We start from the raw sequence: 17,481 nt of genomic DNA, 5'->3' as shown, positions 1-17,481 counted from the left end.
CTACAATGTGGATTGGTGAGAGAACAGGATACGAAAGGAAGAATTATATGGAGATAAAAGAAATCTCTGTTCCGCAACAAGGTGTTGTAGCGGACTATATGAACGGTAAAAAAGAGATACAGTCGTGTTTTGACTATATGTTAACAGAAGATGCTTTTAAACAGCGTGTACATGATTTGCGTGAGAGGGAGTTTTTCCGCCAAGATTTAGTAGCGCATTTATTAGAATATAATACAAAATTACAAGCGGGAGAAGCTACGATTCAAAATGTAAAAGCGCTTGGAGATGAAAATACATATGTTGTTATAGCTGGACAACAAGCTGGGTTATTAACTGGACCACTTTATACAATTCATAAAATCATTTCAGTTTTACAGCTTGCGAGGGAAAAGGAAGAAAGTTTAGGTGTTAAAGTTGTTCCTGTTTTCTGGATTGCTGGTGAAGACCATGATATGGATGAAATTAATCATACTTTTGTAACGAAGAATAAAAAAATAAAAAAGACTATTTTTCATGATCGTAATCCGAAAAAGGCGAGTGCTTCAGAGTCCGAGCTTTCTTTGGAAGACTGTAGAAAGTGGATTGAAGAAATTTTTAAAACATACCCTGAAACGAATTTTACAAAGGATGTACTGCAATTTATTGATGATTCTTTGGGGAAATCGAATACGTATGTAGATTTCTTTGGCCATCTTATTATGAAAATGTTCGTTAATTCTGGTTTAATTCTTGTCGATTCGCATCACCCTGAATTAAGAAGATTAGAAGTGCCGTTTTTCAAGCAACTTATAGGTAAATATAAAGAAGTGCAAGAGGGGCTTCATAATCAACAGGAAGTAATTAAAGAATTAGGATATAAACCGATTATTGAAACAAAGTCTAATGCAGTACATATATTCATGGAAATTGATAATGAGCGAATATTACTTGAAGACGATCAAGGGAAGTTTGTTGGAAAGGATGGGGCGTACTCCTTTTCATATGAGGAATTGATGGAAGAGATGGAAAGAAGTCCGGAACGCTTTAGTAATAATGTTGTAACGCGCCCTCTTATGCAAGAGTATGTATTTCCTACGCTCGCGTTTATTGGAGGACCAGGGGAATTAGCTTACTGGAGTGAATTGCAACAAGTTTTCCATACGATCGGTTTCCAAATGCCGCCTGTCGTTCCGCGTATTACGATCACTTATATAGAGAGGGATGTAGCGACAGATTTATACGATTTACAATTGCAAGTTAGTGATCCGTTTTTTAATAACGTAGATAATTTGCGTGAAAACTGGTTATCTAATCAAATAGAGGAACCGATAGATGATCGATTTGTAGAGGCGAAAAAAGAAATAATTGATATTCATACGTCATTACAACAGTTTGTAAAGAAAATAGATCCTGGATTAAGTGCGTTTGCAGGGAAAAATGAATTCAAAATTAATGAACAAATTGAACTGTTGGAAAGAATGTTGAAAAAAAATGTTGAGAAAAAATATGAAGTGCAGCTAAATAAGTTCCGTCGCATACAATTTGCGCTTCGTCCATTAGGAGCGCCGCAAGAGCGTGTGTGGAATATATGTTACTATTTAAATCAGTTCGGTTTGGATTTCGTTGATCGTGTAATGGAAAACCCGTTTTCTTGGGACGGAAAACATCATGTTATAAAACTATAGAATCTTGCTCTTAGGAGCAGGATTTTATTTTTATTCTGTTGAATTTACTGTGAAGTGAAATTTTTCTGAATTATCAATCTGAAAAAACGCTGAATGACGTAATTATGCAGGATACTTAAATATATGACAAAATAGCACAAAATGTAAACGTATTATTATCTTTTTCGACAGTTTTTTATTTAAATTCCCGCAAAAGATGATAAAATTTAGTATATAATAAAAGAAAATAGCGATTTGTATAGTATGCTGCCTTTGTAGGCAAGTTAAATGAGTCGTTCTTTCATAGTATTTCGTTCTCTAATCGTGAAATATGCGTTTAGGGGAGGAGATGCATTCAACATAATTAATTGGAAAAAGAGTAGGTGCAACAATGTTTAAACACGTAACAGTGCTTTTGAAGGAAACAGTAGACGGCTTAGATATAAAGCCAGGTGGTACATATGTAGATTGTACACTGGGGGGAGGAGGACATAGTTCTTATTTATTATCCCAATTAACTGACGGCGGAAAATTAATCGCATTTGATCAAGATGAGATAGCAATTCAAAATGCGAAAGAAAAATTCTCTTCATACGGTGAGCAGTTCATAACAGTAAAGAGTAATTTCCGTTATTTATCTGAAAAATTACAGGAATTAGGTATAACAGAAGTAGATGGTATTTTATTTGATCTAGGTGTCTCATCCCCACAATTAGATACACCAGAGCGTGGCTTTAGTTATCATCATGATGCACCGTTAGATATGCGGATGGATCAAGATGCCCCATTAACAGCATATGATGTTGTAAATAGCTGGTCATATGAACAGCTTGTAAGAATTTTCTTCCAGTATGGTGAAGAGAAATTTTCAAAACAAATAGCAAGAAAAATTGAAGCGTATCGTGAGAATAAAGCTATTGAAACGACAGGAGAATTAGTAGAACTAATTAAAGAGGGTATTCCAGCTCCTGCTCGTAGAACAGGGGGGCATCCTGCGAAGCGAGTGTTCCAAGCAATCCGTATTGCTGTAAATGATGAGTTGAAAGTATTTGAAGAAGCGTTGGAATCTGCAATTGAGATGGTCAAGCCAGGTGGAAGGGTTAGTGTTATAACATTCCATTCTTTAGAAGACCGTATTTGTAAAACGACGTTTAAGCGAAATAGTACAACGCCACAATTACCACCAGGATTACCAATTATTCCTGATGAATTTAAGCCCAAATTAAAGCTTATTACAAGAAAACCGATTTTACCTTCTGATATAGAGTTAGAAGAAAATAATCGAGCGCGTTCTGCGAAATTGAGAATCGCTGAAAAACGATAAAAAGGGGAGAGAGGTATGAGTAACTTAGCTGTAAAGTACAAACAACAAGCGCAAGAGGAGATACAGATTCAAACACCCCCACAGCAGATGGTTCAGCCAAAAGCTAAAGCGAAGATTACAAGAATCGAAAAACTGTTGTATGTAGCATTTATTGGCTTTTTATTGTATGCCTGTGTAGCGTTTATTGGAAATAAAGCAGGCCTTTACCAAGTTAATGTAGAAGCTGCGACGATAGAACAAAATATTGTACAGCAGCAAAAAGAAAATCAAGAGTTACAGGCTGAAGTAGAGAAGTTAAGTCGCTATGAACGAATCGCTGAAGTTGCAAAAAAACATGGCCTAGAAATTAATGCGAATAATGTGAAGGGCCTCAAATAAGGCAATAGGTGTGAAGGGAAAATGAAGAGAACTATGACTAAATTTCATACCAATAAGGGAGCAGGGTACTTTATGATTTTATTCCTCCTGCTCTTTTTGCTATTGTTAGCCCGATTTTTTTACATACAAGCAACAGGATCTGTTCATAATCATGATTTGGATGAACTTGCTAAGCAAAAGCATAGTAAAACAGGAGTTCTAGAAGCGAATCGCGGGACGATTTATGATCAAAACGGTCATGTATTAGCGCAAGATGCAAACTCTTATAAACTTGTAGCGGAATTAAAAGGTGCGAATCCGGTTAAGGATAAAGAGGATACTGCAAAGAAAATTGCGGGAGTACTTGGAAAAGATGAAGAGAAGATTTTAGATACGTTAAATAAAGAAGGTAGAAGTCAAGTGGAATTTGGGAAATTAGGCAAGGGCTTGACGAAAGAACAGAAGGAACAAATAGAAGCATTAAAATTGCCCGGCATATCCTTTATTACTGAAAATGCAAGAGTGTATCCAAACGGTGATTTCGCATCTTATGTCGTAGGTCATGCAAGACCTGATGATAAGGGGATTGCTATAGGGCAATTTGGTTTAGAAAAGAGTTTGGATAAGTATTTAGGAGCTTCTAACGGAAAAGTAGCTTATACAGGCGATCGTAAAGGTGTGTCTCTTGACGGCGGGAAAGTGAATGTAGAGGCACCTAAAAATGGAGATAATGTATATTTAACGCTTGACCAGCGTATTCAAAGTTATTTAGAAGACGCAATGAAAGAAGCGAGTAAACATTATGAACCAGAAAGTTTAATAGGGATTGTTGCGGATCCAAAAACAGGGAAAATACTAGGGATGTCTAGTAAGCCTAGTTATGATCCGAACCAAGAGAATAATAAGTACTTTTATAATGACGCAATTGCAAATGCATTTGAACCTGGATCAACAATGAAAATTTTCACACTAGCAGCAGCCATTAATGAAGGTGTGTACAAGGGACAAGATTATTATCAGTCTGGTACATATCAAGTCGGAAACCGGAAAATAAAAGACCATAACGGTGGTGCTGGATGGGGATCTATCACGTTTGATGAAGGGGTAGAGCGTTCTTCCAACGTAGCGTTTGCAATTTTAGGGGATCAAAAACTTGGTCCAGAACGTTTCCGAAAATATATTCATAGCTTTGGATTAGATGAAAAAACGAATATTGATTTACCTGGTGAAGGTTCAAATACCATTGTATTCGATCAGCAAATACAGCAAGTAACAACAGCTTTTGGACAAGGTTCTACTGTAACACCAATTCAGCTTGTGCAAGCTGCAACTGCTATTGCAAATGATGGGAAAATGATGAAGCCCTATACAATTGATAAAATTGTAGATCCAATAACAGGGGAAGTAAAATTAGAACATAAGCCAGAGGAAGTGGGAAAACCTGTTACAAAAGAAACAGCAGCGCAAGTAAGACAGTTATTAGAACGCGTTGTTACATCTCCGAAAGGAACAGGAACTGCTTATAAAGTCGATGGATATTCAGTTGGTGGTAAAACAGGAACAGCGCAAATTCCGGATGGAAAAGGTGGATATATGACGGGAAGAGAGAATTATATATTCTCATTCTTAGGGATGGCACCTATGGACGATCCGCAACTTGTTGTGTATGTAGCTGTTAAACAGCCGAAATTGAAAGATGATGAGAATGGTGCACAGCCTTTAGCTGATATTTTTAAATATGTAACCAAAAATAGTTTAGAGTATTTAAAGATTAAGCCGAATGAAGTGAAAGATCCGAAGAAATATGTGAAAGAGCAGCAAACTGCTGTTCCAGAAGTAACCGGAAAAACGATGGAAGAAGCGAAAAAAGCAATTGATAAAGCAAAACTTCGTCCAATTGTATTAGGTGAAGGGAAAGTACAGCAACAAGTGCCGAAAGCGACTGAGCAAACATTGAAGGGTGACCGAGTCTTCTTAGTAGGAGATAAACCTACAATGCCAAATATACAAGGTTGGGCACTGCGTGATGTTATGAATTTAGCGAAAACATTAAAGCTTAACCTAAAACCTACTGGTACCGGATACGTAACTGAACAAAGTGTGGCAGAAGGAACATTGTTGCAACCTGGCACAGAGTTAGGTGTAACACTTGTACCGCCACTTGAACCACAACAAGAAGCAGAAAAACAGTAATGGTAAAAGAGAAGAAGTTCTAATTAAATAAGTACAAGCATATATTGGAACAAGCTAGGCGTAAGGGAGGCTTGTTCCAATATGCGTGTATCAAATGTAACAGTTAGAAAACGACTTATTTTTATACTCATATCAGGTATACTTATTTTCACTATCATCGATATTCGTCTTGGATATGTACAATTTTTTCTTGGGAATATGTTAACGGATCGTGCGAAGGATTCGTGGAGTCGTAATATTACTTTTGAACCTGAACGTGGGAAGATTTTAGACCGAAATGGTGTGGAACTTGCTACGAATAAAAGTGCCCCAACTGTCTTTGTTGTACCGAGGCAAATTGAAAAACCAGCAGAGACTGCAGAGAAGTTAGCTGCAGTATTAGGTGTGGAAAAAGATGAGATTTATAAGAGGATTACAAAAAAAGAATCGATTGTAAGGTTAGATAAAGGCGGAAGAAAAATATCACATGATAAAGCGAAAGAGGTACGAGGATTAAGTTTGAAAGGTGTTTATATCGCAGAGGACTCTATCCGGTACTATCCATTTGGTAACTTTTTATCACACGTATTAGGGTTTGCAGGTAGTGATAACCAAGGTCTTATGGGGCTTGAAAAATATTATGATAAAGAGCTAAATGGTGATGAAGGTCATGTGCGTTTTTTTGCAGATGCAAAAGGACAAAGGATGCCTAATGTTGGCGATGATTTCAAAAAACCAGAAGCTGGTTTGAATTTAGGCTTAACAATTGATGCGCGTATTAATAGAATTATGGAAAGAGAAATGAATATTGCAGAGTCGACATATAATCCAGATGGTATGATTGCGATTGCAATGAATCCGAAAAATGGTGAAATTTTAGGTATGTCGAGTCGGCCGAGTTTTGATCCAGCAGATTTTCAAAGTGTATCTCCAGAAGTGTATAATAGAAATTTACCAGTATGGAGTACGTATGAGCCTGGTTCAACATTTAAGATCATTACGTTAGCGGCAGCTTTAAATGAAAATTTAGTAGACTTAGAGAAAGATACGTTTTATGATGATGGAGCAGCTGAAGTGGGTGGAGCGAGATTGAAATGCTGGAAAGCAGGAGGCCATGGTAGCCAAACGTTTTTAGAAGTAGTTCAAAACTCATGTAACCCAGGATTTATTGAACTTGGTGATCGTCTTGGTAAAGACCGATTGTTTAAATACATTCGTAATTTCGGCTTTGGACAGAAAACCGGAATTGATTTGCAAGGTGAAGGTAGTGGGATTTTATTTAATTTAGATAAAGTTGGTCCAGTCGAGCAAGCAACTACTTCATTTGGTCAAGGAGTTTCTGTAACACCAATTCAACAAGTAGCAGCAGTAGCAGCGGCTGTAAATGGTGGGACATTGTATCAACCGTATATAGCTAAGGAATTTATTGATCCGAAAAATAATCAAGTTGTAAGTAAAAAGACACCTGTGAAAAAAAGAAAAGTTATTTCCAAGGAAACTTCAGAAAAAGTTCGGTATGCATTAGAGAATGTTGTAGCAAAGGGATCTGGTAAAGGTGCTTTCATTGATGGGTATCGTGTAGGTGGAAAAACAGGTACGGCTCAAAAGGTGAAAGATGGTAAATATTTAGAGAATAATTATATAGTATCTTTTATCGGTTTTGCTCCAGCGGATGATCCGGAGATTGTTGTCTATGTTGCTGTTGATAATCCGAAAGGTGTAACGCAATTTGGTGGAGTAGTAGCAGCTCCAATTGTTGGGAATATTCTTCGGGATGCACTTCCTGTTATGGGAGTGAAACCGAGAAAAGAACAAGTTGAGAGAGAATATAAATGGGGCGATACACCAACTGTGGAAGTTCCGAATTTAATTGGTATGAAAAAGAAAGACTTACAGACACAACTCGTCGATTTGAAGCTTGATATAAGTGGAGACGGGGAGAAAGTAATTAAACAATCCCCAGAAGCAGGAGCTAAAGTGAAAGAAGGCTCAAAAATTAGAATTTACTTCGGGAATTAAAGGTAACCTAGTACGTTTTATGGTACAATTGGTGGAAGTGAGTTCTTTATAGAAGAGTTACTTAATTTGAGGCTGTAAGAGCCCTAATTATAAATAAGTCTATTTATTAGACACCGTAGCACTTACCTCCTATTTTACATATTTAGGAGGTAACGTGTTGCTTATTAAAAAAGAGATAAATACACAATGTAGAGAGGGTTTAGTGAAATGAAGTTGCATACACTTTTATCATGTTTGCATGATTTTCCAGTTGTTCCAAAAGAAAATCCAGAAATCACATCTATAGAAGCTGATTCACGTAAAGTGAAAGAGGGAAGCTTATTTGTATGTATGAAAGGATATACGGTTGATAGCCATGATTTTGCTAAGCAAGCAGCGGCACAAGGAGCGGCTGCTATTGTTGCGGAAAGACCAATTGATGTTGACGTTCCAGTTGTACTTGTGAAAAATACTTTTCGTTCGTTAGCGGTTTTAGCTGATTATTTTTATGGTCAACCAACACACAAGTTACATTTAATCGGAATTACAGGTACAAATGGAAAGACAACAACATCGCATATTATGGATGAGATTATGCGCGCACATGGTCATAAAACGGGGCTAATTGGAACGATTAATATGAAAATCGGTGATGAAACATTTGAGGTGAAAAATACAACACCAGATGCACTAACACTTCAACAGACATTTTCAAAAATGGTTGAGCACGGTGTAGATAGTACAGTAATGGAAGTTTCGTCACATGCTTTAGATCTTGGTCGTGTACACGGATGTGATTACGATGTAGCAGTGTTTACAAATTTAACACAAGACCATTTAGACTATCATAAAACGATGGAAGAATATAAACATGCAAAAGGGTTGCTATTTGCACAACTTGGCAATAGTTATAATCATAATCGTGAAAAATACGCGGTACTGAATAACGATGATGCTGTAACAGCGGAATATATGAGAAGTACTGCAGCAACTGTTGTAACGTATGGAATTGATACAGAAAGTGATATTATGGCTAAAGATATCGTTATGACGAGTGGTGGAACTACATTTACGCTTGTAACACCGTATGAAAGTGTAAATGTTACGATGAAATTGATAGGTAAATTTAATGTATATAACGTACTAGCGGCAACAGCGGCAGGACTTGTTTCTGGTGTAAGTTTAGAAACGGTTATTGATGTAATAAAGCAACTAGCTGGAGTTCCAGGACGCTTTGAAGTGGTTGATGGTGGACAAAATTATACAGTTATTGTTGATTATGCACATACACCAGATAGCTTAGAGAATGTATTAAAAACAGCAAAACAGTTTGCAAAAGGCGATGTATATTGTATCGTCGGTTGTGGCGGAGATAGAGATCGAACAAAGAGACCAATCATGGCAAGTGTTGCAACTAAATATGCAACTCATGCAATTTACACTTCGGATAATCCAAGAAGTGAAGAGCCAGGGGCTATTTTAGATGATATGGTACAGGGTGCAAATGGGAATAATTATGAAGTAATTATTGATAGAAAAGAAGCGATAAACCATGCAATTGCTAACGCGAAAGCTGAAGATATAATCATTATTGCTGGTAAGGGTCATGAAACGTATCAAATTATTGGTAAAGACGTTCATCATTTTGACGATCGTGAAGTCGCTAAAGAGGCAATTACAGAGCGTTTAAACAACGAAGAGTAACAACATGAGAGGAGGACTACATGTGCTTGAGCAAGGTTTATTAGTAACGGCTGGGGTAGCATTCTTAATTTCTGTTGCCCTTTCGCCGTTGTTTATTCCATTTTTAAGGAAATTAAAGTTCGGACAGAGTATTCGTGATGAGGGACCAAAGTCACATCAAAAAAAATCAGGGACACCGACAATGGGTGGTATTGTCATATATGTATCTATGATGGTAACTTCACTTATTATGGCGATTAAGTTTAATCATTTAGGTGCAGAGGTTTCATTATTATTATTAGTGACGTTTGGTTACGGATTGATTGGATTTTTAGATGACTACATAAAGGTAGTTAAGAAGAGAAATCTTGGTTTAACATCAAAACAAAAATTAGTAGGTCAGCTTGTTATTGCTATTGCGTTCTTTTTAATTGGAAAAGGGCAAGCGTTCCACACATACATCATGATTCCGGGAACAGATGTTAAGTTTGAATTAGGTTGGGCTTATTTTGTACTTGTACTATTTATGCTTATTGGTGGATCAAATGCAGTTAACTTAACTGACGGTTTAGATGGTTTATTATCAGGAACAGCTGCTATTGCATTTGGAGCGTTTAGTATTATTGCAGTAGCACAAGAGCAATTTGGAGTAGCGATATTCTGTATGGCAGTTGTAGGAGCAGTACTTGGATTTTTAGTATTCAATGCGAATCCAGCGAAAGTGTTTATGGGAGATACAGGTTCTTTAGCTTTAGGTGGAGCCATTGCAGCTGTAGCGATTTTATTAAAACAAGAATTGCTACTTGTAATCATTGGTGGCGTATTCGTAATGGAAACTTTATCTGTTATTATTCAGGTCATTTCGTTTAAAACAACAGGAAAACGTGTCTTCAAAATGAGTCCATTACACCATCATTACGAATTATGTGGTTGGTCAGAGTGGCGTGTTGTTGTGACGTTTTGGTCTGTAGGATTTTTATTAGCTGTGTTAGGAATTTATATCGGGGTGTGGATGTAATTGAAAACTGTAACTGAATTTCAAAATAAAAATATTCTTGTATTAGGCATTGCAAAAAGTGGTTATGCAGCAGCTACGCTGTTACAAAAATTAGGGGCAAATGTTATTGTAAATGACGGAAAGCCTTTAGCGGATAATGTACTTGCTGCAGAATTACAAGCAAAAGGAATGGACGTTGTATGCGGTGGTCATCCTTTAGAATTGTTAGAGAGAAATATTTCTCTTGTTGTAAAGAATCCAGGAATCCCGTATTCTAATCCAATATTAATTGCTGCGAAAGAAAAGCAAATTCCAATTGTTACGGAAGTTGAATTAGCATATCGTATTTCAGAAGCGCCATTTGTTGGGATTACGGGGTCTAACGGGAAAACGACGACGACAATGCTTGCATTTGAAATGCTAAAAGAAGGACAAAAGCATCCTGTAATTGCAGGAAACATAGGAACTGTAGCGTGTGAAGTAGCACAGGATGCAAAAGAAAATGAAGTTGTAGTTACAGAACTTTCATCGTTCCAACTGATGGGAGTAGAATTGTTCCAACCTAAAATTGCTGCGTTTTTAAATTTATTTGAGGCACACTTAGATTATCACGGGACGAAGAAAGAATATGGTTTAGCAAAAGCAAATATTTTTAAAAACCAAACAGAAAATGATTATAGTGTAATAAATGCAGATGATGCAGATGTGATGGCTCTATCTGCTTATAGTAAAGGTCAAAAGGTACTATTCTCGACAACGAAAGAAATTGAAGATGGTGCGTGTATAAAAGAGAATGCTCTTTATTTTAAAGGTGAAAAAGTTGTTGAAGTAGACGATATCGTTTTACCTGGTCAGCATAATTTAGAAAATATTTTAGCAGCAATGAGTATCGCAAAATTATTGGGTGTTTCTAATGAAGCGATTACGGCGGTGTTAAAACGTTTTACAGGTGTAAAACATCGGTTAGAATATGTAACAACTATTAACAATCGTAAGGTTTATAATGACTCAAAAGCAACGAATATGTTAGCGACTGAGAAAGCTTTATCTGCGTTTACACAACCGATTGTGTTATTAGCAGGTGGGCTTGATCGTGGAAATGAATTCGATGATTTAATTCCGTATTTCAAAAATGTAAAAGCAATTGTGACATTTGGACAAACAGCTCCAAAATTAGTAAGAGCTGCAGAAAAAGCGGGATTAGATACAATTGAAAGTGTCGATACTTTAGATGAAGCGGTAGTGAAAGCTTATGCTCATTCTACAGATGGCGATGTAATTCTTCTTTCTCCAGCATGTGCAAGCTGGGATCAATTTAAAACATTTGAAGAAAGAGGAGACATTTTTATACAAGCTGTGCATAAACTTATATAAAGTAAATCAAAACATCAGTAGGCTAACACCTACTGATGTTTTGTTACATAGGGCAAAAGTTTCTGCCTAAAGAGGTGGTGTTTATGGGTAATGAAGAAAACGCCTGATTTTATTCTCATCATCGTTACACTTGCGTTGTTAACAATCGGAATGGTTATGGTGTATAGTGCGAGTGCGGTTTGGGCCTCTTATAAAATGGGGGACTCATTCTTTTTTGCAAAAAGGCAATTGCTATTTGCAAGTATTGGTGTAGTGGCTATGTTTTTAATTATGAAAATTGATTATTGGGTGTGGCGTACGTATTCAAAAGTAATTTTGCTAGTTTGTTTCATTCTTCTTATTCTTGTTCTTATTCCTGGGGTAGGGCTTGTTCGAGGAGGAGCGCGAAGTTGGATTGGAATCGGGGCATTTTCCATTCAACCGTCAGAATTTATGAAGTTTGCGATGATTATTTTCTTAGCAAAATTTTTAGCGGAACGACAAAAATTAATTACCTCTTTTAAACGTGGTTTACTACCAGCTCTTAGTTTTGTATTCCTTGCTTTTGGGATGATTATGTTACAGCCAGATCTTGGCACAGGAACGGTAATGGTTGGGACATGTATTATTATGATATTTATCTCGGGAGCAAGGGTCTTTCACTTTGCAATGTTTGGTTTGCTTGGTGTAGCAGGATTTGTAGGGCTGATTGCATCAGCACCGTATCGAATGAAACGTATTACATCATATTTAGATCCGTGGTCAGATCCGCTTGGAAGTGGATTTCAAATTATTCAATCGTTACTCGCAATTGGACCAGGTGGATTATTCGGGCTCGGACTTGGACAAAGTAGACAAAAGTTTCTTTATTTACCTGAACCACAAACAGACTTTATATTTGCAATCTTATCTGAGGAATTAGGTTTTATTGGTGGTTCATTTGTGTTATTATTATTTAGTCTATTATTATGGCGTGGGATTCGTATAGCTTTAGGAGCGCCTGATTTATATGGTACGTTTTTAGCAGTAGGTATTGTGGCGATGATTGCGATTCAAGTAATGATTAATGTTGGTGTTGTAACAGGATTGATGCCTGTTACGGGTATTACTTTGCCGTTTTTAAGTTATGGTGGATCAAGTTTGACATTAATGTTAATGGCAGTAGGTGTATTATTAAATATAAGTCGCCATTCTCGCTACTAAACCCTGTTTTATAAGACAGGGTTTTTCGTATGTGTGCGAAGAAACATTATGTATATAGAAATAAATACGACTGAAATAAGAACAGAGAAGCGGAGGAGTTAGTAGTGCGAGTATTAGTAAGTGGTGGGGGCACTGGAGGTCATATTTATCCGGCTCTTGCTTTAATAAGAGAAATAAAAAAGTTAAATCCGGAAGCAAGGTTTTTATATATTGGTACGGAGAATGGATTAGAGAGCACAATCGTTCCAAAAGCAGGTATACCGTTTCAATCTATTGTTATAAGTGGATTTAAGCGTAAAATATCGTTAGATAACGTGAAAACGGTGATGCGTTTCCTAAAAGGTGTACAAGATAGTAAACGATATATCCGTCGTTTTAATCCAGATATTGTAATTGGAACGGGTGGATATGTATGCGGACCAGTTGTATATGCTGCGGCGAAATTAGGTATTCCAACTATTGTACATGAACAAAATAGTGTACCTGGTGTAACGAATAAATTTTTAAGCCGCTATGTTGATAAAGTTGCGGTTTGTTTTGAAGCGGCTGCAGAACATTTTCCGCAGTCAAAAGTTGTCATGACAGGAAATCCACGAGCATCAGAAGTAATGGATCAGAATGGAATGAAAGGGAAACGTTCAGTAGGTTTATCTCTTCCTAAAAAATCCGTACTTATTTTTGGTGGAAGCCGTGGGGCTAGACCGATTAACGATGCTTTCGTAGAAGCAATTGAACAGTTTGGAAATAAAAGTTACGAAATATTGTATGTAACAGGTGAAGTTCATTATGACAAAGTAATGGAAGCAGTGAAGCAAAAAGGGAATCCGAATAATGTTATTATTAAACCTTTCATTCATAATATGCCAGAGGTACTTACAGGGGTAGATCTTGTTGTTTCAAGAGCGGGGGCAACAACACTTGCAGAATTAACGGCATTAGGAAAGCCAAGTGTGTTAATTCCGAGTCCGTATGTAACAAATAACCATCAGGAAAAAAATGCACGTTCTGTTGTCGATAAAGGAGCAGCAAAAATGTTGCTTGAAAAAGATTTAACAGCTGAAACGCTTATTCGTGATATTGATGAGATTTTATTAGATGCACAAACATTACAAAATATGAAGCTAGCTGCTACACAATTAGGTATTCCAGATGCAGCAAATAAGCTGTATGAAGTAATGAATAAGCTTGTAAAAAAATAACGTTAGGTGAACGCCCTGCATACTACTGTAATAAGGATACTTAGTATGGGGGAGATTGTTTATGGAGCAATTAGTAAATGAGCTTATAGAAGCAAATGTTGGTCGCGTGTTAGTGAATGAACCGTTAGCGCGTTATACCACTATGAAAATAGGTGGACCAGCTGATATTTTAATTGTGCCAAAGCATGTTGCCGGTATTGAAAAAACGTTGCAGTTAGTAAAAAAATATAAAACAAAGTGGACTGTAATTGGTCGTGGTTCGAACCTTCTTGTATCTGATCTAGGTATAGAAGGTGTCGTTATTCGTTTAGGAGAAGGATTAGACCATTTAGAAGTCGAAAAACATAGAGTAAGAGTTGGTGGTGGGTATCCCCTTATTAAATTGTCAACTTTACTTAGTCGTCAAGGGTTAGCTGGTCTGGAATTTGCAAGTGGTATTCCAGGAAGTGTTGGTGGTGCAGTGTATATGAATGCAGGAGCACATAAATCGGATATATCAAACATATTATCAAGAGCTCTGATTTTGTTTGAAAACGGAACAATTGACTGGTTAACGCATGGAGAAATGGAGTTTTCCTATCGTACATCTGTATTACAAACGAAACGTCCTGGTATTGTTTTGGAAGCTGAGTTTCAATTACAGATAGGAGAGCGTGAGGGAATCGTAAGTGTCATGCAAAAGAATAAAGATTACCGCCGTGAAACACAGCCATGGAATCATCCTTGTGCAGGAAGTGTATTTCGGAATCCAACTCCATACTTTGCAGGAGATTTAATAGAAAAGGCGGGGCTTCGTGGTTATCAAATAGGTGGAGCTCAAATTTCTGAAATGCATGGGAATTTTATTATTAATACTGGGGGAGCCAGCGCGCAAGATGTCTTATCTTTAATTGCAGTAATAAAACAAACAATCAAGGATAAATTTAGCGTAGAAATGCATACAGAAGTAGAAATCATTGGAAGATAACGGTTATTCGTTCCGCTCATTATCATTTATGTTATAATAAGAAGATAAGAACGGCATGAGGAACATGCCGTTCTTTATGTTACGTAGGGGGATCGTACATGAAAAATAGTAAAGTGATTAAACTACAGGATCGTGTACCAAAGTTAAAAAATCAGCAGAAAAAAAACAAAAAAAATGTTAATCATCGGTTGATTTTATACATATCAATTTTATTTTTATTAGTGCTCTTTTTAATTTATTTTCGGTCTCCGCTTAGCAATATTAAAAAGATAAGTGTGTTTGGAAATCATTATATGACAGATGAGCAAGTGATGAAGGAATCAGGTGTGACGTATGATACAAGTTATTTCCGAGTGACAGCACATAAAGCAGAAGAAAACCTAACGAAACGAAAAGAAATTAAAGCAGTAAATGTAAAAAAACGTTTTCCAAATAAAATTGATGTTCATATTGAAGAATATGTAACGATTGGTTATATAAACAAAGATGGGAAATTACAACCGCTATTAGAGAACGGGAAAACACTTGATGTACTCCCGAACGGAAAACTTCCTGTTGCAGCGCCAATTTTTGAACCTTTTAAAGAGGAGAAGATGAAGGAGTTAATTGCTGAGCTTGAAAAATTAACACCAACAATTTTAAGATCTATTTCTGAAATTCGTTATTCACCGACGAATGCGAATGAAGACCATCTTACTTTATATATGAATGAAGGGTATGAAGTGAGCACTACGATTCAAAATTTCGCAAAGCGTATGGAAGCTTATCCACTTATCCTAAAAACAATTGAGCCGGGTAAAAAGGTATTAATTGACTTAGAAGTAGGGGCATATACGAAAGAATTAGGAGCGGAAGAAAAAAAAGAATAGAGTGATAGTTTTCACTACGTTACTGTAGAAAAAACGAAACGAACGTTCTGCTTAATGCATCTGAATTTACAAGAATGGTTCATTTGATGAAAAAGATGTAAAAATTCTTAGATTCATACTAGGATTGGTACAAGTTTCACTTTTCTATGAGTACATCTTAGTGTAGACTTATACTTGGCGGTAATCTTTACACTTGAAATGGAATTATTTCAAGATAAGCAGTTATTCACAGTTTACTGCGATATTCTTAAATGAATGTTAAATAAAAATAAGAAAAATATAGGGTTAAAAAAGGGAAACGTATAAAGACGTTGAATATTTTTCTTATAAATAGTAAAGTTGCGATTGTTGTTCCATATATTGAGTTGTATGGTATAAATAAAGAAGGAGGTGCCAAAGAATGAACAGCAATGAAATATATGTTAGTCTTGACATCGGTACATCCAATGTTAAAGTCATCATTGGCGAAATGGTTAATGACAGCTTAAACATTATTGGTGTTGGAAATGTAAAATCAAATGGTTTAAAGAAGGGATCGATAGTTGATATAGACGAGACTGTTCGATCAATTAAAAAAGCAATTGAACAAGCTGAGCGCATGGTGGGAATCCACATTGAGCAAGTTGTAGTAGGTGTCAATGCAAACCAGGTACAACTACTTCCTTGTCACGGAGTAGTCGCTGTTTCAAATGAAGATCGTGAAATCGGGAATGAAGATGTCTTACGCGTTCTAGATGCAGCACAAGTTGTGTCAATTGCTCCAGAACGTGAGTTTATTGATGTGGTACCTCGACAGTTCATTGTAGACGGTCTTGACGAGATTAACGATCCACGCGGGATGATCGGTGTAAGGTTAGAAATGGAAGGTACACTTATTACAGGCTCGAGAACTTTACTACATAACCTACTTCGTTGTGTAGAAAAAGCAGGTCTTGAAATTGTTGATATTTGTCTTCAACCTTTAGCGGCTGCAACAGTTGCTATATCTTCAGATGAAAAAAATAGAGGAGTAGCCCTTGTTGATATGGGGGGAGGATCTACAACTTTATCTATTTTTAAAGATGGAGAGTTACAAGCGACGAGCGTATTACCATTAGGTGGAGACCATATAACGAAGGATATTGCGATTGGGTTGAAAACTTCAACAGAAAATGCAGATCAAATTAAGTTGAAATATGGACATGCTTTTTATGATACAGCATCTGAAGAAGAGATGTTTACGGTTCCTATTATGGGAAGCGATCAAACAGAACAATATTCTCAGTTGGAATTATCGGATATAATAGAGGCTCGTGTAGAGGAAATTTTAATGTTTGTTCAAGATGAAGTGCGTAAGTTAGGAGTAAAGCAAGTAGCTTCTGGTTATGTGCTAACTGGTGGAATTGCTTCTATGCCAGGTGTTCTTGATCTTGCATATGATATTTTACATGAAAATGTTCGTATAGCAACTCCTGATTATATTGGTGTGCGTGAGCCCCAATATACAAGTGGAGTGGGATTAATTAAACATTCTTATCAAAAAGCTAAATTACGTGGGAAAAATGTGCAGGAAAAGCAAGAGCATTTTGAACCAGTACCAGCACCAGCAACAACGCCGGTACAACAGCAACCTGCGAAACAAAAAACTCGTAATCAAAACAATAATAATCAAAATGATGACCGTATGATGTCAAAAGTAAAACGTGTATTCCGTTATTTATGGGATTAAAATTGGAC

13 protein-coding genes are annotated in these 17,481 nt (G+C 36.7%); all 13 read left to right on the top strand.

Features of this window, described 5'->3' with window-relative positions:
- Nucleotides 1-47: 47 nt before the first annotated feature.
- The 13 genes from bshC (at nt 48) to ftsA (ending at nt 17,473) form a co-directional block, all read left to right on the top strand.
- Entirely contained in the window at nt 48-1,664 is a 1,617-nt protein-coding gene (gene bshC / locus ACXY7N_RS08605) for a bacillithiol biosynthesis cysteine-adding enzyme BshC (protein WP_016135263.1), read from the top strand.
- Between the two features lie 370 nt (nt 1,665-2,034).
- The gene (gene rsmH / locus ACXY7N_RS08600; protein ID WP_016086548.1) at nt 2,035-2,967 is read left to right on the top strand and encodes a 16S rRNA (cytosine(1402)-N(4))-methyltransferase RsmH; all 933 of its coding nucleotides are present in this window, start codon (nt 2,035-2,037) and stop codon (nt 2,965-2,967) included.
- A 15-nt stretch (nt 2,968-2,982) separates the two neighbouring features.
- Complete coding sequence (gene ftsL, locus ACXY7N_RS08595) at nt 2,983-3,345, top strand: cell division protein FtsL (RefSeq protein ID WP_016086549.1); 363 nt, start codon at nt 2,983-2,985, stop codon at nt 3,343-3,345.
- A gap of 21 nt (nt 3,346-3,366) precedes the next feature.
- The gene (locus ACXY7N_RS08590) at nt 3,367-5,517 is read left to right on the top strand and encodes a penicillin-binding protein (protein WP_082181445.1); all 2,151 of its coding nucleotides are present in this window, start codon (nt 3,367-3,369) and stop codon (nt 5,515-5,517) included.
- A gap of 81 nt (nt 5,518-5,598) precedes the next feature.
- Nucleotides 5,599-7,515 carry a stage V sporulation protein D gene (locus ACXY7N_RS08585; protein WP_016086551.1) on the top strand — a complete coding sequence of 639 codons (1,917 nt, stop codon included), beginning with the start codon at nt 5,599-5,601 and terminating at the stop codon, nt 7,513-7,515.
- Between the two features lie 207 nt (nt 7,516-7,722).
- Nucleotides 7,723-9,198, top strand: a complete 1,476-nt coding sequence (murE, locus tag ACXY7N_RS08580) for a UDP-N-acetylmuramoyl-L-alanyl-D-glutamate--2,6-diaminopimelate ligase (RefSeq protein ID WP_016086552.1) — start codon at nt 7,723-7,725, stop codon at nt 9,196-9,198.
- Nucleotides 9,199-9,220: 22 nt separating this feature from the next.
- Nucleotides 9,221-10,195 (top strand): phospho-N-acetylmuramoyl-pentapeptide-transferase, encoded by a 975-nt coding sequence (mraY, locus tag ACXY7N_RS08575; RefSeq protein WP_000893058.1) that lies wholly within the window; start codon nt 9,221-9,223, stop codon nt 10,193-10,195.
- On the top strand, nt 10,196-11,548 hold the full coding sequence (gene murD / locus ACXY7N_RS08570) for a UDP-N-acetylmuramoyl-L-alanine--D-glutamate ligase (RefSeq protein WP_016086553.1): 1,353 nt from the start codon (nt 10,196-10,198) through the stop codon (nt 11,546-11,548).
- Nucleotides 11,549-11,638: 90 nt separating this feature from the next.
- Nucleotides 11,639-12,730, top strand: coding sequence for a stage V sporulation protein E (gene spoVE / locus ACXY7N_RS08565; protein WP_000753516.1), 1,092 nt, complete (start codon nt 11,639-11,641; stop codon nt 12,728-12,730).
- A gap of 104 nt (nt 12,731-12,834) precedes the next feature.
- Nucleotides 12,835-13,929: an undecaprenyldiphospho-muramoylpentapeptide beta-N-acetylglucosaminyltransferase gene (gene murG / locus ACXY7N_RS08560; protein WP_016086554.1), complete on the top strand. Its 1,095-nt coding sequence runs from the start codon at nt 12,835-12,837 to the stop codon at nt 13,927-13,929.
- A gap of 61 nt (nt 13,930-13,990) precedes the next feature.
- Nucleotides 13,991-14,896 carry a UDP-N-acetylmuramate dehydrogenase gene (murB, locus tag ACXY7N_RS08555; protein ID WP_016086555.1) on the top strand — a complete coding sequence of 302 codons (906 nt, stop codon included), beginning with the start codon at nt 13,991-13,993 and terminating at the stop codon, nt 14,894-14,896.
- A 98-nt stretch (nt 14,897-14,994) separates the two neighbouring features.
- The gene (gene divIB / locus ACXY7N_RS08550; protein ID WP_016086556.1) at nt 14,995-15,765 is read left to right on the top strand and encodes a cell division protein DivIB; all 771 of its coding nucleotides are present in this window, start codon (nt 14,995-14,997) and stop codon (nt 15,763-15,765) included.
- Nucleotides 15,766-16,165: 400 nt separating this feature from the next.
- Nucleotides 16,166-17,473 carry a cell division protein FtsA gene (gene ftsA, locus ACXY7N_RS08545; protein WP_016086557.1) on the top strand — a complete coding sequence of 436 codons (1,308 nt, stop codon included), beginning with the start codon at nt 16,166-16,168 and terminating at the stop codon, nt 17,471-17,473.
- Nucleotides 17,474-17,481: the final 8 nt, after the last annotated feature.

It is taken from the genome of Bacillus sp. 5w2, assembly GCF_054353775.1.
This window is presented reverse-complemented; position numbering and strand designations above follow the sequence as displayed.